Source organism: Flavobacterium sp. 1, assembly GCF_002797935.1.
Classification (GTDB): domain Bacteria; phylum Bacteroidota; class Bacteroidia; order Flavobacteriales; family Flavobacteriaceae; genus Flavobacterium.
The window spans coordinates 4868286-4890287 of the sequence record NZ_PGER01000001.1 but is presented as its reverse complement, the minus strand read 5'-3'; the positions used below and the strand labels follow the sequence as shown (position 1 = coordinate 4890287).

Genomic DNA, 22002 nt, shown 5'->3' with positions numbered 1-22002 from the left:
TATTCTAATTATACAGAATCATTTAAACAATATTCGAATGAAAGAAATAACGATTACTTCAAAAATTAATATTTTTGAATCCATTCAAGAATTACCTCAAACGGAACAAAATTTAATGAAAAAAGCTATTGAAATTAGAAAAAAAGCTTACGCTCCTTATTCTAAATTCAAGGTTGGAGCAGCTATTTTGTTAGACAACGGCAAAATAGTAGTAGGTTCCAATCAAGAAAATGCTGCATATCCTTCGGGACTTTGTGCAGAAAGAGTAGCTATATTTCATGCTGGATCTGTGTATCCTGAAGCTGCTATATTAAAAATAGTAATTACCGCAGCTTCAGACAACAATTCTACATCAATTCCTGTTCCTCCATGCGGAGCCTGCAGACAATCAATTGCCGAATATGAAATTCGTCAGAACACCCCCATAAAAATATATTATATGGGTGAAACAGGAGAAATACATCAATCGGATTCCCTAAAAAATTTACTCCCTTTTATGTTTGATAACAAATTACTTTAAAAAAGAACTAAAAATTAGCTTTTAAATTTTAGTTCTTAGTAGGAATGTCTTATTTTTGCATCCCGACCCCTCTGGGGCGCAAATTTGTGGTGAGGAAACTATTTTGCGTTACTAGGTCATGATTGATAAAACAATAACACTTAAGCAAAAGAATTATTTCAGATGAAAGAAGTTACAAAAGAAGTTTATTTAAAGTGGTATGAAGACATGCTGCTTTGGAGAAAGTTTGAAGACAAACTTGCAGCATTATACATTCAGCAAAAAGTTAGAGGTTTTCTACACTTATATAATGGTCAAGAGGCTGTTTTAGCAGGAGCTTTACATGCTATGGACTTGACAAAAGACAAAATGATTACTGCATACAGAAATCACGTTCAGCCAATTGGTATGGGTGTCGACCCAAGACGCGTAATGGCAGAACTTTTAGGAAAAGCAACTGGAACATCTAAAGGAATGGGTGGATCAATGCACATCTTTTCAAAAGAACACCGTTTTTATGGCGGACATGGAATTGTAGGCGGTCAGATTCCATTGGGAGCTGGTTTAGCATTTGGAGACAAATACAATGGAACTGGCGGAGTTACCATGACTTATTTTGGAGATGGAGCTGCTCGCCAAGGTTCATTGCACGAAGCTTTCAACATGGCAATGTTATGGAAACTTCCTGTAGTATTCATAGTAGAAAATAATGGTTATGCAATGGGAACTTCTGTTGAAAGAACAGCAAACCATACTGATATTTGGAAACTAGGCTTAGGATACGAAATGCCATGCGGACCAGTTGATGGAATGAATCCTGTAAAAGTTGCTGAAGCAATGACAGAAGCAATTGACAGAGCTAGACGTGGTGATGGCCCAACATTTCTTGAAATGAAAACATACCGTTACAGAGGACACTCAATGTCTGATGCGCAATTATACCGTTCTAAAGAAGAGGTTGAAGAATACAAAAAAATAGATCCAATCACTCAAGTTTTGGATGTGATTTTAGATCAAAAATACGCTACAGAAGAAGAAATCGAAGTAATTGACCAAAGAGTAAAAGATAAAGTTGAAGAATGCGTTCAATTTGCTGAAGAATCTCCTTACCCAGAAATCCAACAATTATACGATGTAGTGTACGACCAAGAAAACTATCCATTCACACCTCATAAATTATAAATCAATTATGGCAACAATTGTAACAATGCCTCGCTTGAGCGATACTATGACAGAAGGAACGGTAGCAGCTTGGCTTAAAAAAGTAGGAGACAAAATAAGCGAAGGCGATATCTTAGCAGAAATTGAAACCGACAAAGCAACAATGGAATTTGAATCCTTCAATGAAGGAACACTTTTATATATTGGAATCCCAGAAGGCGAAACTGCTCCTGTAGATTCTTTATTAGCAATTATTGGAAAAGAAGGTGAAGATGTTTCAGCTTTAATTGCTGGAGGAGCTACTGCACCAGCGGCAGCAGGCTCAACACCTGCAATTACTGAAGTAAAATCTGCCGAAGCAACACCATCTGCACCAGCAGCATCTTTACCAAAAGGAGTTATTGTAGTAACAATGCCTCGCTTGAGTGATACTATGACCGAAGGAACAGTAGCTTCTTGGTTGAAAAAAGTAGGAGACTCAGTTGCTGAAGGTGACATACTTGCAGAAATCGAAACTGATAAAGCAACAATGGAATTTGAATCTTTCAATGAAGGAACTTTGCTATTCATTGGAATTCAAGAAGGAAATACAGCTCCTGTAGATAGTCTTTTAGCTATCATAGGACCTGCAGGAACAGATATTAGCGGAATCGCAGAAAACTATAAAGCAGGAGGAGCGACTACTGTTACTACAGCGAAAGAAGATACAAAAGCACCGGTTGCCGAAAATACTGCACCAGTAACTGAAATTGTTAGCGACGGAAAAAGAATTTTGGCATCACCATTAGCTAAAAAAATAGCAAGCGATAAAGGAATTCAATTAACACAAGTAAAAGGATCAGGTGAAAACGGACGCATCGTAAAAAGCGATATTGAAAACTTTACGCCAGCTGTCGCTAGCACTAATAACACACCAAAAACTTCAGAAACTGCAAAAGCAGAAGCTCCAAAAGTTTTTGTACCAGCAGGAGAAGTTTTTACGGAAGAAATCAAAAATTCGCAAATGCGTAAAATCATTGCGAAACGTTTGGCTGAATCATTATTTACTGCACCTCATTACAATCTTGTAATTGAAGTTGCAATGGATGATGCTATGCAATCAAGAACTGTTATTAATTCCATTCCAGATACCAAAGTCTCTTTCAATGATATGGTAATCAAAGCTTGTGCATTAGCATTGAAAAAACACCCAAAAATCAACTCACAATGGAAAGAAGATGTTATCATCATCAATCACCACGTTAACATTGGTGTAGCTGTAGCTGTTGAAGATGGATTAGTAGTTCCAGTACTAAGATTTACCGATGCAATGAGTTTATCTCAAATTGGAGCAAGTGTTAGAGATCTTGCAGGACGAGCTAAAAACAAAAAACTTGGACCAGCAGAAATGGAAGGAAGCACTTTCACTGTTTCTAATCTTGGAATGTTTGGCATAACTGAATTTAATTCTATTATAAACCAGCCAAACTCTGCAATTCTATCTGTAGGTGCTATTGTAGAAAAACCAGTAGTAAAAAATGGACAGATTGTAGTTGGAAACACTATGATGCTTTCATTAGCTTGCGACCACCGTACAATTGATGGCGCAACAGGAGCACAGTTTTTACAAACATTAAAACAATACATTGAAAATCCGGTAACTATGCTTGCTTAATGCTTGTTAGTCTATAATAGAAATCCCGTTTTGAGTAAAATCAGAACGGGATTTTTTAGTTTTAAAAAAATTGCTAAAACAAAATAAACCATTATTGGCCTTTCAGTCCATAATGGTTTAGCAGACTGAAAGTCTGCAAGGTTGCAGTACTTATTTATTAGACACAAATTTGCACCAATTAATTTGTGAAAATTGGTGTAATTTGTGGCTTAAATATTTTCAGAAGCTAAAAGCGAAATGCACTAAAGAGCATAGTTTTAACTATTTTTGAGACCAATAAAATACTAAAAAATAATATTCTAACTTTTGAAGAGATAATTGAAGATTATTTTGTTGTTAAACTCAGAAAATTCAACTAATCTGAACAAAATAAAAACAAAGATTAATCCCTATTCTTTTTCTCAGTTCAATGAGAAAATATATTTAGTGCAATCAATAAGATTCTGTCAAAAAAAATCAATCGGTTTTATTTTAAATAAATTTTTTTTTTATTTTTGATAAGAACTCATGCGAAACGCCAAGATAAGACGATAAATTTTTGTTGTTGATTTTATGGCTTTTGTGGGGGTATTTTTTTATAAAATCTGCATATCGTTGTTTAGATGTTTTGTTTAGCACATCCAGAAGTCTTTCTTGCATAGCGATATTAGTTCGTTCGACCATTAGGGTATGAAATTGAATCAATTTTGGAACTTGCTGGTATAAGAAAGTTTTATTTGCTTTGTTGATAACCAATATGTCGCTATCTTCCAGCGCTTTTATGTTGTATTTGGCTGGCTTTTGATGGTAAAAACTTTCGATATCTGAGAGCCAGTCATTTTCAAATGCAAAAAACAAAACGCTTTCCGCCCCATCTTCTTTTAATATATAAATTTTAAAAGATCCTTTCAAAATAAAACCTTCATATTTACTGCTAGAATCTTGAATTTGTAAAAACTCATTTTTCTTCAATTTAATAAATTCAGTTTTCTCAATTATTGTTTTCCATTCACTGTTTGTAAGCGGAATTTTATATTCTATATTTTTCCTTAGTAATTCGTACATGTCATTGGGGTTTTATATGTGCTTAAATTTTTCTAAGATTTGTAATACATTTTTGTGCGCAAAAAAATGTAATCGATTGCGCAAAAGTATGAAAAATTATAATGCTAATAAAAATATTGTTAATAAAAAATTAAAAGCAATTTTTTTTTTACAAAAAGTTGAACAAGTTCAATCTTTTTACAGTAAACTTTTAACAAATTTGCAATGTTATAAGTTACATTAACCATAAAAAAAAATTATGAAATCTAAATTATCAATGTTTTTGGTTGCCATTTTTTTCAGTTTTGCAAGTTGCACAAATGAAGATCTTAACGGAACCGGAAAAGATCAAACAAGTATTACCAACAATGAAGAAGTGACATTTCAAAAAGTTTCAACTGCAAAAGTTGGGATTTGTTCACAAGTTCCAGGATGGGCATCACAAAATGGGGGAACAACTGGAGGGGGAAGTTCTACTGAAACTGTAGTAACTACTTATGCACAATTAAAATCGGCAATTGAGAACAGTGCTGTAAAAGTGATTAAAGTTTCGGGTACAATTACAATACCAGCAACTTCTACGGGAAGATTAGCTTTTCAGGATCAATCTGGAAAAACAATATATGGCGCTAGTGGTGCTAAAATTGTTTCCACCGATCAAACGAAAGCAAATTCCGGTATCATTTACATTAAAAGGTGTACCAATATCATTATTAGAAATTTAATTTTCGAAGGACCAGGTGCCTATGATACTGATGGTTGGGATAATGCAACTTTAGACAATTGCCAAAACGTATGGGTAGATCATTGCGAATTTAGAGACGGTGTCGACGGTAATTTTGACATAAAAAACATGTCGGATTATGTTACGGTTTCGTACACAAAGTTTGCCTATCTTAAAGCTCCAAAAGCTGGCGGCTCGGGAGGATCAGATGATCACAGGTATTCCAATTTAATTGGTTCTAGTGATGGTGCAACTGGAGACCGCGGAAAATTAAGAATTACATTTGCTCGTTGTTGGTGGGCTAGTGGCTGTAGAGAAAGAATGCCAAGAGTGCGTTTTGGAAAAATACACATTATAAACAGCTATTTTAACAGTTCCGTTAGCAACAAATGTATTGCTGCTGGTTTTGAAGCGAGTATCCGTGTCGAAAGCAATGTATTCGAAAATGTTAAACAACCTATTGATTTAATGACAGGTTACACGGCGGTTACAGCTGTTGGAAATATTTTCACTAATGTTACAGGAAATACTGCAGGAAGCAACACCGCTTTTACACCTCCTTATACAATTCCAACACTTGCAGCATCAGCGGTTAAAGCAGATGTTTCTGGTGGTGCAGGTGCTACGTTCACAGGTAATACTTGTGGTTCATTTTAATTTTTTTAAGTTTAGAGTATACTAAAGTTGTCTTAATACCATTTAGAAATATAAAATAGCCTGATTAATTTCAGGTTATTTTTTTCAATTATTAGACTAATTTATAAATCTAATTTTGTATATTAGCGCATGGCAAAATCAAAAAGTATATCAGTAAAAGAAAACAAAGTTGAACTTAAGAAATTATTGAGACAACAACCTATTCACTTAAGGAATCGTGTTCAGATGTTATTGGTTCTTAAACGCAGTGAGCGTTCATTGAGTAAGAATGAACTTTCGAACATTTTAAAGATAAATCACAATACCGCTCAAAGATGGAGAAAAACGTATTGCGAGAAAGGTATTGATGCACTATTATCAGATGGTAGGGTTGGTTTTAAACCATCAATTATCAGCAAGGAGATGCACCAAGCTATTGAACAAAGACTAACTTCTCCTAAAGACGCATTTACTTCTTATATAGATTTAATTAATTGGATTGTAGAAAATTACCTTCCTGAGGGTATAAATTATCATACCGTAAATAAATATGTAAAAAGACATTTTGGCGCCAAGTTAAAAGTAACACGTAAAAGTCATTCGAAAAAAGATAAAAATGCCGTACAAGCTTTTAAAAAAACTTTAAAATAATTTTAGAAAGCGCTTTAAGATATCCTGAAGAAATATATACTTCTTTTAATATTTATGTACAAGGTGAAAGCCGTTTCGGATTATTTACCCGTAACGGAAAAGCATTAACAGCAAGAGGGGGTAAAACCGATTTGTAGTTATCAAAACATATTCCAATCCACTTATATTTTTGGCGCATTTTCCCCAATAAATGGAGACAGTTTGGTTATGGAATTATCACAATGCAATGGACAGAATTTCCAAATATTTTTAAGTGAACTCTCCTGTAAAATCCCAACGAGTTTTAGATAATGATGCTTTCCATAAGGGGAAATCTCTTGAAATACCAAAAATATTGCATTAGCTTTTCTTCCACCATATTCTCCAGAACTTAGTCCCTCAGAACTTGTCTGGTTTAACATAAAAAGAAAATTAACAAATAAAATCTTCAAAACAATGGATGATCTTAAATTCGAATTAAATCAGATTGTAAAAACGATGATTACAAAATCTTTTACAAAAAACCTCTGTGGGTTTAGTTATTTTCATGTTTAAATTAGACTGATCAATATGTCTAAATGGATCAAGAACAAAACCTGGGGAGGAAATGTTAAAATAAAATAAGAACTTTGTAATCTTATAATTTGAGATGACTCCTATTGACCTTTTAAAATTGATGCTGCCTGATTTTTTAGTAGACCACTTTGAAGTGGTTTCTACTACTAATACAGAAGAAATATTACACTTGTATTTTGAGGAAAAAATTAAGCCTCCACAAGAGTTTAATACATTTGAACTGGTATCAAAGGGCTTTTTGGATGAGATCACTATTCAGGATTTTCCTCTAAGAGGTAAGTTTGTGTATTTGCATATCAAAAGACGTCGCTGGACTAATAAAACCACAGGAGAAATTATTAAAAGAGATTGGAATTTAGTTGCCAAAGGAACCCGCATGACTCAAGAGTTTGCGGCTTTTTTAAAAGAAATTAATAGATAACAGCGCTACCGATTGTCATACCATTGGAGGTTTTTTCGGAGTGAACGGAAAGAAGCTCCAAAGACAATACAAAAAGCACTTGAGTTCCTTTAATACTTGGGATCCACGAGAACATGCACATCAATGGATTGTTTATCCTGAAAATATAGGTACTCATTTATCAATTGACGAAGTAGCTTTATCTCAGGGTGAACTTTATACTATTGTAACCAACAAGAAATTCAAAGGCAAAAAAGGTTCATTAGTTGCTATTGTTGCTGGAACCAAGGCTGATCAGGTTATAGAACACATCAGTAAGATTGATTATAAGAAGAGGAGCTGTGTCAAAGAGATAACACTTGACATGGCTAATTCCATGAAACTAATCTCTAAGAGATGCTTTCCAAAAGCAATACAAGTGACCGATAGGTTTCATGTTCAAAAATTAGCATTGGAAGCTTTACAAGAGATTAGAATCAAGCATCGATGGGAAGCTATGGATTTTGAGAATCAATTGATATTGCAGGCAAAAAGAGAGAATAAAACATATATCCCAGAGCTCTTGCCTAATGGAGATTCTCTAAAACAACTTTTGGCCAGAAGCAGGTATCTACTCTATAAATCTCGCGAAAAATGGACTGAAAATCAAAAAGAAAGGGCTCAAATGTTATTTGAATTATACCCCGATATAAAGACAGCATATAATCTAAATCAACAACTTCGAGGGATTTACAATAACAACAATGACAAACACATTGCCATGACCAAACTGGCGCATTGGTATAGAAATGTAGAGGAATCAGGCTTTAAAAACTTTAATATTCTGCTCAATACTATAACTTTTAACTACCAGTCAATTTTAAACTATTTTGACAATAGAAGCACAAATGCTTCTGCCGAATCTTTCAATGCAAAAATAAAAGCTTTTAGAAGTCAGTTTAGAGGAGTGAGAAATATAGATTTCTTCTTATTCAGATTATCCAATCTTTTTGCATAATCCCCAACTTTTGCTACTGATCCAACTTTTGCTCCTGATCCGGTATAATGGATCAAGAACAAAACCTGGGGAGGAAATGTTAAAATAAAATAAGAACTTTGTAATCTTATAATTTGAGATGACTCCTATTGACCTTTTAAAATTGATGCTGCCTGATTTTTTAGTAGACCACTTTGAAGTGGTTTCTACTACTAATACAGAAGAAATATTACACTTGTATTTTGAGGAAAAAATTAAGCCTCCACAAGAGTTTAATACATTTGAACTGGTATCAAAGGGCTTTTTGGATGAGATCACTATTCAGGATTTTCCTCTAAGAGGTAAGTTTGTGTATTTGCATATCAAAAGACGTCGCTGGACTAATAAAACCACAGGAGAAATTATTAAAAGAGATTGGAATTTAGTTGCCAAAGGAACCCGCATGACTCAAGAGTTTGCGGCTTTTTTAAAAGAAATTAATAGATAACAGCGCTACCGATTGTCATACCATTGGAGGTTTTTTCGGAGTAAACGGAAAGAAGCTCCAAAGACAATACAAAAAGCACTTGAGTTCCTTTAATACTTGGGATCCACGAGAACATGCACATCAATGGATTGTTTATCCTGAAAATATAGGTACTCATTTATCAATTGACGAAGTAGCTTTATCTCAGGGTGAACTTTATACTATTGTAACCAACAAGAAATTCAAAGGCAAAAAAGGTTCATTAGTTGCTATTGTTGCTGGAACCAAGGCTGATCAGGTTATAGAACACATCAGTAAGATTGATTATAAGAAGAGGAGCTGTGTCAAAGAGATAACACTTGACATGGCTAATTCCATGAAACTAATCTCTAAGAGATGCTTTCCAAAAGCAATACAAGTGACCGATAGGTTTCATGTTCAAAAATTAGCATTGGAAGCTTTACAAGAGATTAGAATCAAGCATCGATGGGAAGCTATGGATTTTGAGAATCAATTGATATTGCAGGCAAAAAGAGAGAATAAAACATATATCCCAGAGCTCTTGCCTAATGGAGATTCTCTAAAACAACTTTTGGCCAGAAGCAGGTATCTACTCTATAAATCTCGCGAAAAATGGACTGAAAATCAAAAAGAAAGGGCTCAAATGTTATTTGAATTATACCCCGATATAAAGACAGCATATAATCTAAATCAACAACTTCGAGGGATTTACAATAACAACAATGACAAACACATTGCCATGACCAAACTGGCGCATTGGTATAGAAATGTAGAGGAATCAGGCTTTAAAAACTTTAATATTCTGCTCAATACTATAACTTTTAACTACCAGTCAATTTTAAACTATTTTGACAATAGAAGCACAAATGCTTCTGCCGAATCTTTCAATGCAAAAATAAAAGCTTTTAGAAGTCAGTTTAGAGGAGTGAGAAATATAGATTTCTTCTTATTCAGATTATCCAATCTTTTAACATTTCCTCCCCAACTTTTGCTCCTGATCCGGTATAATCCCATCTTCTTCTCATGAATTTACTGCAACCAAAAAACCCTGTTTCGGTATGAAACAGGGTTTTAATAAAGAAAGGCAGCGACATACTCTCCCACATAACTGCAGTACCATCTGCGCAGGCGGGCTTAACTACTCTGTTCGGGATGGGAAGAGGTGAGCCCCGCCGCAATAACCACCTTAAGGCCGTTAGTTGCTTTGGACAACTTTTTAATTAATAATTAGCTACGCTCAGTTCGGCTTTCGCCTCGTGTGATCATTAACCATTAATAATTAAAATAATATCTTAACATACTGAGATAAAGAATATAAAAAGTGTATTAGAAAGTTCCGTCCCCCCTCCTTTGGAGGGGAAGGGGGAGGTGGCGTACATAAGCTTACGGATTATTAGTACTACTCGACTATGACATTACTGCCTTTACATCTATAGCCTATCAACGTGGTCATCTCCCACGATCCTTAAAAGAAATCTCATCTTGTGGTGGGTTTCGCGCTTATATGCTTTCAGCGCTTATCCCTTCCCAACGTAGCTACTCTGCGGTGCCCCTGGCGGGACAACAGATACACTAGAGGTTAGTCCAATTCGGTCCTCTCGTACTAGAATCAGATCCACTCAAATTTCTTGCGCCCACAGTAGATAGAGACCGAACTGTCTCACGACGTTCTGAACCCAGCTCGCGTGCCACTTTAATGGGCGAACAGCCCAACCCTTGGGACCTTCTCCAGCCCCAGGATGTGACGAGCCGACATCGAGGTGCCAAACCCCCCCGTCGATATGAGCTCTTGGGGGAGATCAGCCTGTTATCCCCGGCGTACCTTTTATCCTTTGAGCGATGGCCCTTCCATGCGGAACCACCGGATCACTATGCTCTACTTTCGTACCTGATCGACCTGTATGTCTCTCAGTCAAGCTCCCTTATGCCATTGCACTCTACGCACGGTTACCAAGCGTACTGAGGGAACCTTTAGAAGCCTCCGTTACTCTTTTGGAGGCGACCACCCCAGTCAAACTACCCACCAAGCAATGTCCCCCGCTTAAGCGGGGTTAGGCCTCAGATAAACAAAGGGTTGTATTTCAACAATGACTCCACAACGCCTGGCGACGCCGCTTCAAAGTCTCCAACCTATCCTACACATCATTTATCCAAGGTCAATACTAAGCTATAGTAAAGGTGCACAGGGTCTTTTCGTCCCACTGCGGGTAAACGGCATCTTCACCGTTACTACAATTTCACCGAGCTCATGGCTGAGACAGTGTCCAGATCGTTACACCATTCGTGCAGGTCGGAACTTACCCGACAAGGAATTTCGCTACCTTAGGACCGTTATAGTTACGGCCGCCGTTTACTGGGGCTTCAATTCAATGCTTCTCCGAAGATAACATCTCCTCTTAACCTTCCAGCACCGGGCAGGTGTCAGGCCCTATACTTCATCTTACGATTTTGCAGAGCCCTGTGTTTTTGATAAACAGTCGCCTGGACCTCTTCACTGCGGCCCCCATTACTGGGGGCGACCCTTCTCCCGAAGTTACGGGTCTATTTTGCCTAATTCCTTAGCCATGAATCTCTCGAGCACCTTAGGATTCTCTCCTCGACTACCTGTGTCGGTTTGCGGTACGGGTACTAATTACCTGAAGTTTAGAGGTTTTTCTTGGAAGCCCTTAGGCGCACTATCTCTTTGTCCGAAGACTCCGAGTACTATCGTATTTCCCCAAAACCCGTGGATTTGCCTGCGGGTCTTATAGGTAGGTACTTCAACGAACTATTCCGTCAGTTCGCGGCGCTTTCATCACTCCGTCACCCCATCACAGTAATCAGTAGTACGGGAATATTAACCCGTTGGCCATCGACTGTCCCTTTCGGGTTCGCCTTAGGTCCCGACTAACCCACAGCTGATTAGCATAGCTGTGGAAACCTTAGTCTTTCGGTGTGCGGGTTTCTCGCCCGCATTATCGTTACTTATGCCTACATTTTCTTTTCCAGCCGGTCCAGCATACCTGACGATACACCTTCAACCCTGCTGGAATGCTCCCCTACCACTTGTATTTACATACAAATCCATAGCTTCGGTAATATGTTTATGCCCGATTATTATCCATGCTCGTCCGCTCGACTAGTGAGCTGTTACGCACTCTTTAAATGAATGGCTGCTTCCAAGCCAACATCCTAGCTGTCTGGGCAGACAAACCTCGTTCTTTCAACTTAACATATATTTGGGGACCTTAGCTGATGGTCTGGGTTCTTTCCCTCTCGGACTTGGACCTTAGCACCCAAGCCCTCACTGCTGTGAAACATTATATAGCATTCGGAGTTTGTCAGGAATTGGTAGGCGGTGAAGCCCCCGCATCCAATCAGTAGCTCTACCTCTATATAACTTATGCACAGCGCTGCACCTAAATGCATTTCGGGGAGTACGAGCTATTTCCGAGTTTGATTGGCCTTTCACCCCTACCCACAGGTCATCCGAAGACTTTTCAACGTCAACCGGTTCGGACCTCCACACTGTGTTACCAGCGCTTCATCCTGCCCATGGGTAGATCACACGGTTTCGCGTCTAACACTACTGACTAAAGCGCCCTATTCAGACTCGCTTTCGCTACGGATCCATGGCTTAACCATTTATCCTTGCCAGCAACGTTAACTCGTAGGCTCATTATGCAAAAGGCACGCCGTCACCCCACTAAAGGGCTCCGACCGCTTGTAAGCGTATGGTTTCAGGATCTATTTCACTCCGTTATTCACGGTTCTTTTCACCTTTCCCTCACGGTACTGGTTCACTATCGGTCTCTCAGGAGTATTTAGCCTTAGCGGATGGTCCCGCCAAATTCAGACAGGGTTTCACGTGCCCCGCCCTACTCAGGATACCACTATCTATTACACTTATTACTTATACGAGGCTATCACTCTCTATGGCTCTGCTTTCCAGCAGATTCTAATTCTTTGTGCATAAAATCTCGTGGTCCTACAACCCCAGCACTGCCGTAACAGCACTGGTTTGGGCTAATCCGCGTTCGCTCGCCACTACTTACGGAATCACTTTTGTTTTCTTCTCCTCCGCCTACTTAGATGTTTCAGTTCAGCGGGTTTGCCCACCTATCGGTGTGCTATGTCTTCAACATAGCGGGTTGCCCCATTCAGGTATTTACGGATCAATCGATGTGTGCTCGTCCCCGTAACTTTTCGCAGCTTATCACGCCTTTCATCGCCTCTGAGAGCCAAGGCATCCCCCATACGCCCTTATTTTGCTTATTGTACTTACAAAGTATTAAGATTTAAGTATTAAGTATCAAGATTACTCTTAATACTTGATACTACCGTCTTGATACTATCATGTTCTTTCTACTTTTTATTATTTCTTATCTCAATATGTCAATGAACTTTAATAAGTATCAAGATTTTTGTATTAAGCATTAAGATTTTGTCTTAATTCTTTGTACTATTATCTCTATACTTTCCTGTGGAGAATAACGGAGTCGAACCGTTGACCTCCTGCGTGCAAGGCAGGCGCTCTAGCCAGCTGAGCTAATCCCCCAATTTAATTATGAATTGTGAATTATGAATTATGAATTGTTGTAATTCGTAATCTTTCAACCCTAGAATTTCCTTTTAATCTGTTTCTATGAACGTTTTTGTCTTAATACTTAATTCTAAGTACTTAATACTTTTTTGGTTGTCTCGGACAGACTCGAACTGTCGACCCCTACATTATCAGTGTAGTACTCTAACCAGCTGAGCTACGAGACACTCTTAAAATTGTTTTGAATTTTGAATTTTTTTATTTTAAATGCCTTTACGTCATTTATAATTTATAATTCATCATTTAAAATAATTTATTTTCTTTTTTTTTAAATTAACAGCAAGAGTAATATAATCTTATTATCTGTAACCAATAGTCAGATCGTCTTCTTTCCTTAGCGTGCATATAGCTAACACTAAAGCTCTAGAAAGGAGGTGTTCCAGCCGCACCTTCCGGTACGGCTACCTTGTTACGACTTAGCCCTAGTTACCAGTTTTACCCTAGGCAGCTCCTTGCGGTCACCGACTTCAGGCACCCCCAGCTTCCATGGCTTGACGGGCGGTGTGTACAAGGCCCGGGAACGTATTCACCGGATCATGGCTGATATCCGATTACTAGCGATTCCAGCTTCACGGAGTCGAGTTGCAGACTCCGATCCGAACTGTGACCGGTTTTGTAGATTCGCTCCTGGTCGCCCAGTGGCTGCTCTCTGTACCGGCCATTGTAGCACGTGTGTAGCCCAAGGCGTAAGGGCCGTGATGATTTGACGTCATCCCCACCTTCCTCACAGTTTGCACTGGCAGTCTCGTTAGAGTTCCCGACATGACTCGCTGGCAACTAACAACAGGGGTTGCGCTCGTTATAGGACTTAACCTGACACCTCACGGCACGAGCTGACGACAACCATGCAGCACCTTGTAAATTGTCTTGCGAAAAAACTGTTTCCAGTCCGGTCAATCTACATTTAAGCCTTGGTAAGGTTCCTCGCGTATCATCGAATTAAACCACATGCTCCACCGCTTGTGCGGGCCCCCGTCAATTCCTTTGAGTTTCATTCTTGCGAACGTACTCCCCAGGTGGGATACTTATCACTTTCGCTTAGCCACTGAGATCGCTCCCAACAGCTAGTATCCATCGTTTACGGCGTGGACTACCAGGGTATCTAATCCTGTTCGCTACCCACGCTTTCGTCCATCAGCGTCAATCAATTAGTAGTAACCTGCCTTCGCAATTGGTATTCCATGTAATCTCTAAGCATTTCACCGCTACACTACATATTCTAGTTACTTCCTAATAATTCAAGTCTGGCAGTATCAATGGCCGTTCCACCGTTGAGCGATGGGCTTTCACCACTGACTTACCAAACCGCCTACGGACCCTTTAAACCCAATGATTCCGGATAACGCTTGGATCCTCCGTATTACCGCGGCTGCTGGCACGGAGTTAGCCGATCCTTATTCTCACAGTACCGTCAAGACATTACACGTAATGTTGTTTCTTCCTGTGCAAAAGCAGTTTACAATCCATAGGACCGTCATCCTGCACGCGGCATGGCTGGATCAGGCTTGCGCCCATTGTCCAATATTCCTCACTGCTGCCTCCCGTAGGAGTCTGGTCCGTGTCTCAGTACCAGTGTGGGGGATCTCCCTCTCAGGACCCCTACCCATCGTAGCCATGGTAAGCCGTTACCTTACCATCTAGCTAATGGGACGCATGCTCATCTTTTGCCGTTGTGACTTTAATTATATCTCGATGCCGAGTCATAATACTATGAGGTATTAATCCAAATTTCTCTGGGCTATCCCTCTGCAAAAGGTAGATTGCATACGCGTTACGCACCCGTGCGCCGGTCTCTGCTCCCGAAGAAGCATACCCCTCGACTTGCATGTGTTAAGCCTGCCGCTAGCGTTCATCCTGAGCCAGGATCAAACTCTTCATCGTATATTGTGCGCTTAATAAATTAAGCTGTTTTATGCGACTCAAATTCTAGTGGTCTTTTCTCAAATCTTCCGATTCTATTACTCTTATTTCTTTTGTTCTGATCTTTCGACCAAAACGGCTGTCAATTCAATATGTCTAGGAACGTTGTCTTCTCTTTTTTTGTTAAGATTCACAACAGTGAATCTCTACGCTTTTCGCCTTTCGTTTGTTTCTCAAAGCGGGTGCAAAAGTAGCAATTTATTTCTAACTGGCAAGAACTTTTTGAAGTTTTTTTTGGAAAATTTTATTTCCCCTTTCTTCTCTTTTTCTTAGCAGTCTGTCAAATAACTTTGCCCATTTAGCGGGGTGCAAAAGTAACATCCGTTTTTAAATCTCACAAGCTTTTTTTGAATTATTTTTGAAAACTTATTTTCGCTTTAATTCATTTGGCATGTCAGTGTTTTAAAGAACGTCCGCGTTGTTGCGGGTGCAAAAGTAGATAGTTTATTCAGTAAAACAATAGCTTTTCTTAACTATTTTTTGTTTATTTTTTAATGTATTGGTTTGTCGTTCGTTACAATGCAACCTTTTGAGGATTTTTAAATTTAAAAGTTCGTTTTCTGCGCGTTTTTGCCGTTTTGCTGAGATTTGAAGCCGTTTTTTGGTTTTAATGCGGGTGTATTGCGCTGGCACGGCACACAGATGTAACGGATCGAACGGATTTTTTTAATGCTACTATACTATATATAAGGAGTGATTTTAAACATCTGCCCTTATGTAAACAAATGCCCTAGCCCTGATAGCAGTGGAAATCCTTGTGGACCGGGGTTCGGTACACAAGATTGCAACGGAAAGCAGGATTAAGCTCCTAAATATTATACTATTATTAATCGAATCGAATAGCTTTTACTGGGGAAATTTTTGTGACTATATAAGATGGTATCAATAACACTACTGCACAAATTATTACCGTAAGGAAATTTAACGCCAGGATATATCCCAAGTTAAGATATACCGGCGCTTGGTTTACATAATAGTTTTCGGGATTTAATTTTATAATTCCGAACTGTTGCTGCAATAACAACAATGAAATCCCAATACCATTACCCCAAAGCAATCCTCTTATTATAAGATAGAATGCATTGTAGAGGAAAATTTTTCTAATCGACCAATTATGAGCTCCTAATGCCTTAAGGATTCCTATCATTTGGGTACGTTCTAGTATCAATACCAACAAAGCAACTACCATATTGATGGTAGCCACCAGTATCATTACTGCTAATATTACAATAATATTGAAATCGAAAAGTTGTAACCACTCAAATATATAACTATACTTTTCGATGATTGTCTTGGTATCCAGAGTTGAAGATGTTTTTTTATATACCTGCTCTCCCGTTTCCTTTATTGTATTGAAATCTTTAACGAAAATCTCGAATGCTCCAATTTGATTTGGTCTCCATTTATTGATTCGCTGTATATGCTTAATATCTCCTATTATATATGTAGCGTCAAATTGCTGGAATCCTGAATTAAAAACACCTGCTATTTTGAATCTTCGAACATTTGGCAATTGATTTTGATTTTCCTTAATAAAGAAGGTATTAAAAGAATCACCAACTTTTAGCTGTAGCCGATTGGCTAAAAACTGAGAAATCACAACTTCTTGGGCATTTTTTGAAAAATTAGGCAATCCTCCAGAAACAAGATACTCTTTTATGTTTCCCCATTGATAATCATTACCTACTCCTTTAAAAATAATTCCTTCAAATGCAGTTTCAGTTCTAATAATTCCAGATTTACTGGCTATTGCTTGAATATGACTTACTTCTGGCACTGCATTAAACTTTGGATAAAAATTCTGATTCTTATCAATAGGTAATAATGTTATTTCGGATTGGTTATTATCGTAATTCGAAATTATAATATGCCCATTGAAAGCAGCAATTTTTTCGCGGATTTTATTTTGAAGACCGATTCCGGTAGCAACAGAAATAATCATCATAATCATACCAATAGCAATAGCCGCTATAGCAATGTTAATTATTGGAGCCGATATACTGCTTTTATAATCTTTGGCAGTTATGAGCCGTTTGGCTATAAAATATTCTAAATTCAAATTGATTTATTTTGAGGAACAGAGCAAATATACATAAAGTTTTATTTAAGGTCTTGTTAACCTTTTGCACTATTTGAATAACAATCGGCTAAACAAACCAGAATCTTAAAGCGGTAATTTCTTTTTCATTTCTTCGACAATATTAAATACTGCCGGACATATTGCAATATTTTTGAGTGTCAAATCTGTAATTTGCTGAAACTTCTTTCTGTCGGTATGCGGAAATTCCCGACATGCTTTCGGACGAACATCGTATATAAAACAGGTATTATCAGTATCCAGAAAAGTGCAAGGCACATTTTGCAAGACATAATCCTTATCCTCATCGATACGCAAATATTGCTCAATAAATTGCTGTGGCTTTTGTTTCAAATGTTTTGAAATGCGCTCAATATCTGCTAAAGTAAATAATGGACCAGTAGTTTTACAGCAATTAGCACACTTTAAACAATCTGTTTTTTTGAATTCAGCATCATGAATATCCTGCATTATATAATCCAAATTCTTAGGTGTTTTCTTTTTTAGCTTATCAAAATACTTTTTGTTTTCGATATGCTTATCTTTGGCAAGTTTTCCTAATTCGTTTAAAGCTGGTTTCAATTTTTAAATTTGGATGTTGAATCAGCAAAAGTAATAAACTTTAAACTTGGAAATTTAAACTTGAAACTAATTTTATGAAAGATCTTTTTGGAAAAGCAATACTTGATTACCAAACCAACAATAAACCTGAAGATTTAATAACCGAAACTTCTATTTCAGAAGAAGACGAAATGAGTGTAGCCTATCTGTTTCGAGGCTATACCGAGATGCCTAAAATAGAACAAAAAGCATTACAACTAGCCAAAGGAAAAGTTCTTGATGTGGGATGTGGAGCCGGAAGCCACAGTCTGACTTTGCAAAACGACAGACAGCTTGATGTTACATCCATCGACATTTCGGAAAATGCAATTCAAGCCTGCAAACTTCGCGGACTAAAAAACGCAAAAGTTCAAGATTTGATGACTTTAGAAAATGACAAGTTCGATACCATTATTGTTCTAATGAATGGACCGGGAATTTGCGGTAAACTAAAAAACCTCTCCAAATTTCTATTGAAATTAAAATCTCTATTAAACGATGGAGGGCAGATATTAATGGACAGCTCAGATATCATTTATATGTTTGATGAAGATGAAGATGGCGGAAAATGGATTCCAACAGAAAATGAATATTATGGAGAAACCATTTTCAGCATCACCTATAAAGGAGAAAAAGAGAAGCCTTTGGACTGGTTATTCCTAGACTATAATACATTGCAAAATGCAGCTTTGGCAAATGGACTTCAATGTGAAATACTTCTTGAAGGAGAACATTATGACTACTTAGCCAAACTTTCAATCTAAAAAACAAGAAAACCAAATGCTGAAAAACATTTGGTTTTCTACAACAACGATTCTTTATATTTTAAATACTCAAATTAACCTTGACCAGCAATTTTAATAGGCACCTCATAAAGAACCCTAACTTTTTTTCCTCTAGTTTCTCCTGATGTCCATTTAGGAGACTTACTAATAACTCTCTTTGCTTCAGCACCAGTGCCTCCGCCAAGATCTTTAACAACATTAACATTTGTTACCGTACCATCAATTTCAATAATAAAAGCAACTTTTAAAGTCCCTCCACTACCATCATAATCAGACGGCATTTGAAAGTTGGTGCTAATAAATGTCATGAATGCATTGTTTCCGCCTGGAAATTCCGGTCTCACTTCTACCTCTTCATAACTGTAAGGAGCATCATCAACAATAGTGGCAGTTACCTGTGCAGAAACAAAATTCACAATAAACAAAGTAATTACAGAAAGTAAAATTCTTTTCATGGGCTAATTCAATTATATGTTTTTAAAAAAGTAGGTTTTGGTAAATATATAAAAAAATATACTTATAAAAACAGATTGAATAAAAATAATCAAATAAAATTAACACATCGCCACAAAATTATATTTTAAAGTTAACAATTTGTTTCAAAAAAAATTTGAAATATTAAAAAAACATTTTTTAATAAGAAAAAACTACAACGATTGTTTTTCTAAAAAGACCAAACCATCTAATTTACAGACAAATAAAAAAGTAATCCATAAAATCAAAAAAAATATTGTTAATTACCCAACTAGCATCTTGGCAATTAACAATATTCTCAAAAAAGACTGTAATATAAACGAAAGTCTATATTAAGGGATATTTAAATATTTATGCGTTTGCAATGACACACGCCATTTGGGATTATTCATGACATATTCAACAATTAGAGGAGTCATTTCTTCCTTTTTGCTCCATTCAGGCTGCAGAAAAAGAATTGCGTCAGAATTAACCTTTTCAGCTTGTTCCTCAGCAAAAATAAAGTCGTGCTTATTATAAATAATTACCTTGAGTTCATTAGCATTATCATAAACTGTTTTTGTTGGCAATTTATTTTTCTTTGGCGAAAGACAAATCCAATCCCAATTACCGCTTAAGGGATATGCTCCAGAAGTCTCAATATGAACTCTTAAATCATGGTCTTTTAATTTTTGAGTCAAAAGGCTCATATCCCACATTAAAGGTTCTCCTCCAGTAATAACTATCGTATCAGCATATTTAACTGCGTTCTCTACAATCAAATCAATTTTGGTTGGCGGATGTAGCTCAGCATTCCAGCTTTCTTTAACATCACACCAATGACAGCCAACATCACAACCACCTATTCTAATAAAATAAGCTGCAGTACCCGTATGAAACCCTTCTCCTTGAATAGTATAAAACTCTTCCATTAACGGAAGCATAGTCCCTTTATTAACTTCTAATTGAACTTCTTTAGATAACATTATATAAATTTAGGGTACAAATATACGCAATTAAAAGAAACCTAAATAATGAACAAAAAACACAATCAAAATGAGCAGGAAACACACCAAAAAAAAATATAAAAAAAACGACAACTATTTCTAATTGTCGTTTTAAAAAATATTTTATTTTAATTACTTTAAGGATTTCAATGAATTCAAAGCATATTCATTAGCTGGATCAATAACTAATGTTTTATTAAAATATTCAATAGCTTTTGTTTTGTCAGAATTTGCATAACTAGCTCCCGCAGTATTGTAACTTTCTATTAATTTTTTAATTACAGCAGGTTTTGCCAATTCTTCTGGTCCTTTTTCCGTAACTATATTAACGTAATCATTATAATATTTTATTGTCATCTCATCATTTTCTAATAAACTATTAGTTCTGGCTCTGTACAAGTAAGCATCTTGTGTTTTAGGAGAAGCCTCAATTACGGCACCATAAGCTAAATCTGCTCTCTGTAAAGCAATTGGATCAGCTTTCACATCTTTTTTCGTATTGTCAAAATACAAACTGTTTCCTAAATAGAAGTTATCTAATGTATAGTTTTTAGATTCTTTATTTGCAACAGCGATTTCATAAATCACACTAGCTTGCTTAAATAATTTTAACTCGTATAACTTTTTACCAATATCACTAATATTCGCAGCCAAACTATTAGCATCCATCTCTGCCGATTTTTTCACATCAAGAATACCATTATCAAACAAAACAATATCAAGATTTTTTCCATCTTCGCCAATTGCTTTTTTAATTTTAGCAAAACCTAAAACTTGATAATCAAAAGCAATTACTTTATTAGTAGCCTCAGAAATAAAACTCTCTAAAGATTTTATTGCGACATCATAATTTCCATTTTGATAAGCTGAAATTCCTAAATAACGTAAAATTCTAGGATTAACCTTATCCAGCTCAACCATTTTATTTGCTTCAGCTTCTAACGCTTTATATTCACCAGCCAAAACCAAAAAGTCAGCATGACGCATTCTCGAACTAACTGAATAATCTGTTAAACTCAAATACTTTTCATAATTAAGCAGGGCTTTTTCAATATACACTCTATACTTAGAAGGTTCATTTCTACCCCATAAATAATACGTTTCAGCTAACTCACGATAAACTGGACCATAATTTGCATTGATAGCAATAACTTCATCAAAGGCTTTTATTGCTTCTGTATAAGCCTTAGCGCCTTTCAGCAAAACACCTAACTGCATTTTTGCTCTAATCATTGTATTATCAATAGTATAAGCGTTTCTATAAGCTGAATAAGCTTCGTTTTGATTTTTATCACCGAAATAGGCATTCCCTAATGCTAAATTTAATTGCGCATCTTGAGGATTAACCAATTTAGCCTTATTCAAATATTCTAATGCCTTTTTATAATCTGGATTGGTCGAAAATGTATAAGCACGACCTATAAAAATATACTCTTCAATATCTTTCTTTTTTAAATCTTTGGTTGCTAACGCAAATTTTTGTTCAGCTTCCGCAGCATTACCCTTATCTAAATCGATTAAACCTAAACCAATATTATTTAGTCTTACACCTTCTGAACCAGCAAGGCCTTTTTGATAATAGATTTTTGCCGAATCTGCATTATTCTGCAATAAATAAACATTTCCTAAATAAAAAGTTGCAGTTCCATTAGCTGGTTTTGCTTGAATTATAGATTTTAATATGTTTTTTGCACTTTCAAATTGCTCAGCATCGATAGCTTTCTTTGCTTGATTAAGATCTTGCGCACGGCCTGTTGCCACAACTGCCAATAGAGCAATACTTAAAATTTTAATTTTATTCATCTTCATTAA

18 protein-coding genes, 2 tRNA genes and 3 rRNA genes are annotated in these 22002 nt (G+C 36.7%); 11 read left to right on the top strand and 12 right to left on the bottom strand.

What is annotated here, in order from left to right; translation table 11 throughout:
* The first annotated feature begins 31 nt into the window (after window positions 1-31).
* The 3 genes from cdd to CLU83_RS19870 all read left to right on the top strand — a co-directional run bounded on the left by cdd (window position 32) and on the right by CLU83_RS19870 (window position 3314).
* Entirely contained in the window at window positions 32-520 is a 489-nt protein-coding gene (cdd, locus tag CLU83_RS19880) for a cytidine deaminase (protein ID WP_369828812.1), read from the top strand.
* A gap of 162 nt (window positions 521-682) precedes the next feature.
* A complete protein-coding gene (gene pdhA / locus CLU83_RS19875; RefSeq protein ID WP_100433208.1) occupies window positions 683-1681 on the top strand; it encodes a pyruvate dehydrogenase (acetyl-transferring) E1 component subunit alpha in 999 nt (332 codons plus the stop codon).
* Between the two features lie 7 nt (window positions 1682-1688).
* Window positions 1689-3314, top strand: a complete 1626-nt coding sequence (locus CLU83_RS19870) for a pyruvate dehydrogenase complex dihydrolipoamide acetyltransferase (protein WP_100433207.1) — start codon at window positions 1689-1691, stop codon at window positions 3312-3314.
* A 471-nt stretch (window positions 3315-3785) separates the two neighbouring features.
* On the opposite strand, the gene CLU83_RS19865 is transcribed toward CLU83_RS19870, so the two are convergent.
* The gene (locus tag CLU83_RS19865; RefSeq protein ID WP_100433206.1) at window positions 3786-4358 is read right to left on the bottom strand and encodes a Crp/Fnr family transcriptional regulator; all 573 of its coding nucleotides are present in this window, start codon (window positions 4356-4358) and stop codon (window positions 3786-3788) included.
* A gap of 238 nt (window positions 4359-4596) precedes the next feature.
* Between CLU83_RS19865 and CLU83_RS19860 the strand changes: the two genes are divergently transcribed.
* Window positions 4597-5718 carry a polysaccharide lyase family 1 protein gene (locus CLU83_RS19860; RefSeq protein WP_100433205.1) on the top strand — a complete coding sequence of 374 codons (1122 nt, stop codon included), beginning with the start codon at window positions 4597-4599 and terminating at the stop codon, window positions 5716-5718.
* Window positions 5719-5847: 129 nt separating this feature from the next.
* The gene (locus CLU83_RS19855) at window positions 5848-6348 is read left to right on the top strand and encodes a hypothetical protein (protein WP_100433204.1); all 501 of its coding nucleotides are present in this window, start codon (window positions 5848-5850) and stop codon (window positions 6346-6348) included.
* Between the two features lie 161 nt (window positions 6349-6509).
* Here CLU83_RS19855 and CLU83_RS19850 read toward each other — a convergent pair whose 3' ends face one another.
* Window positions 6510-6749: a hypothetical protein gene (locus tag CLU83_RS19850; protein WP_100433203.1), complete on the bottom strand. Its 240-nt coding sequence runs from the start codon at window positions 6747-6749 to the stop codon at window positions 6510-6512.
* Between CLU83_RS19850 and CLU83_RS22910 the strand changes: the two genes are divergently transcribed.
* The 5 genes from CLU83_RS22910 (at window position 6682) to CLU83_RS19825 (ending at window position 9793) form a co-directional block, all read left to right on the top strand.
* Entirely contained in the window at window positions 6682-6882 is a 201-nt protein-coding gene (locus tag CLU83_RS22910) for a transposase (RefSeq protein WP_100433202.1), read from the top strand. The genes CLU83_RS19850 and CLU83_RS22910 overlap by 68 nt on opposite strands.
* 94 nt (window positions 6883-6976) lie before the next feature.
* On the top strand, window positions 6977-7324 hold the full coding sequence (locus CLU83_RS19840) for a transposase (RefSeq protein WP_100429739.1): 348 nt from the start codon (window positions 6977-6979) through the stop codon (window positions 7322-7324).
* A 22-nt stretch (window positions 7325-7346) separates the two neighbouring features.
* Window positions 7347-8300 (top strand): transposase, encoded by a 954-nt coding sequence (locus CLU83_RS19835; protein WP_198512334.1) that lies wholly within the window; start codon window positions 7347-7349, stop codon window positions 8298-8300.
* 118 nt (window positions 8301-8418) lie between these two features.
* On the top strand, window positions 8419-8766 hold the full coding sequence (locus tag CLU83_RS19830) for a transposase (protein WP_100429739.1): 348 nt from the start codon (window positions 8419-8421) through the stop codon (window positions 8764-8766).
* Between the two features lie 22 nt (window positions 8767-8788).
* Window positions 8789-9793 carry a transposase gene (locus tag CLU83_RS19825; protein ID WP_198512337.1) on the top strand — a complete coding sequence of 335 codons (1005 nt, stop codon included), beginning with the start codon at window positions 8789-8791 and terminating at the stop codon, window positions 9791-9793.
* A 52-nt stretch (window positions 9794-9845) separates the two neighbouring features.
* Here CLU83_RS19825 and rrf read toward each other — a convergent pair.
* The 7 genes from rrf to CLU83_RS19790 all read right to left on the bottom strand — a co-directional run bounded on the left by rrf (window position 9846) and on the right by CLU83_RS19790 (window position 17927).
* Window positions 9846-9955: ribosomal RNA gene (gene rrf / locus CLU83_RS19820) — 5S ribosomal RNA — on the bottom strand.
* A gap of 184 nt (window positions 9956-10139) precedes the next feature.
* Window positions 10140-13023: ribosomal RNA gene (locus CLU83_RS19815) — 23S ribosomal RNA — on the bottom strand.
* Between the two features lie 206 nt (window positions 13024-13229).
* Window positions 13230-13303: transfer RNA gene (locus CLU83_RS19810), tRNA-Ala, on the bottom strand.
* Between the two features lie 135 nt (window positions 13304-13438).
* Window positions 13439-13515: transfer RNA gene (locus CLU83_RS19805), tRNA-Ile, on the bottom strand.
* Between the two features lie 200 nt (window positions 13516-13715).
* Window positions 13716-15229, bottom strand: a 16S ribosomal RNA gene (locus CLU83_RS19800).
* The 16S, 23S and 5S rRNA genes sit together here with 2 tRNA genes alongside, the layout of an rRNA operon.
* A gap of 865 nt (window positions 15230-16094) precedes the next feature.
* Complete coding sequence (locus tag CLU83_RS19795) at window positions 16095-17327, bottom strand: ABC transporter permease (RefSeq protein ID WP_100433201.1); 1233 nt, start codon at window positions 17325-17327, stop codon at window positions 16095-16097.
* A 105-nt stretch (window positions 17328-17432) separates the two neighbouring features.
* Window positions 17433-17927 (bottom strand): YkgJ family cysteine cluster protein, encoded by a 495-nt coding sequence (locus CLU83_RS19790; protein ID WP_100433200.1) that lies wholly within the window; start codon window positions 17925-17927, stop codon window positions 17433-17435.
* A gap of 74 nt (window positions 17928-18001) precedes the next feature.
* Here CLU83_RS19790 and CLU83_RS19785 point away from each other — a divergent pair, with 74 nt between their 5' ends.
* Window positions 18002-18709, top strand: a complete 708-nt coding sequence (locus CLU83_RS19785; protein WP_100433199.1) for a bifunctional 2-polyprenyl-6-hydroxyphenol methylase/3-demethylubiquinol 3-O-methyltransferase UbiG — start codon at window positions 18002-18004, stop codon at window positions 18707-18709.
* Between the two features lie 74 nt (window positions 18710-18783).
* Here the strand turns inward: CLU83_RS19785 and CLU83_RS19780 are convergent, their stop codons facing one another.
* From CLU83_RS19780 to CLU83_RS19765, 3 genes are all read right to left on the bottom strand, one after another.
* The gene (locus CLU83_RS19780) at window positions 18784-19185 is read right to left on the bottom strand and encodes an energy transducer TonB (RefSeq protein WP_100433198.1); all 402 of its coding nucleotides are present in this window, start codon (window positions 19183-19185) and stop codon (window positions 18784-18786) included.
* A gap of 351 nt (window positions 19186-19536) precedes the next feature.
* On the bottom strand, window positions 19537-20169 hold the full coding sequence (locus tag CLU83_RS19770) for a 7-carboxy-7-deazaguanine synthase QueE (RefSeq protein ID WP_100433196.1): 633 nt from the start codon (window positions 20167-20169) through the stop codon (window positions 19537-19539).
* 153 nt (window positions 20170-20322) lie between these two features.
* Complete coding sequence (locus tag CLU83_RS19765) at window positions 20323-21993, bottom strand: lipopolysaccharide assembly protein LapB (RefSeq protein WP_100433195.1); 1671 nt, start codon at window positions 21991-21993, stop codon at window positions 20323-20325.
* Window positions 21994-22002: the final 9 nt, after the last annotated feature.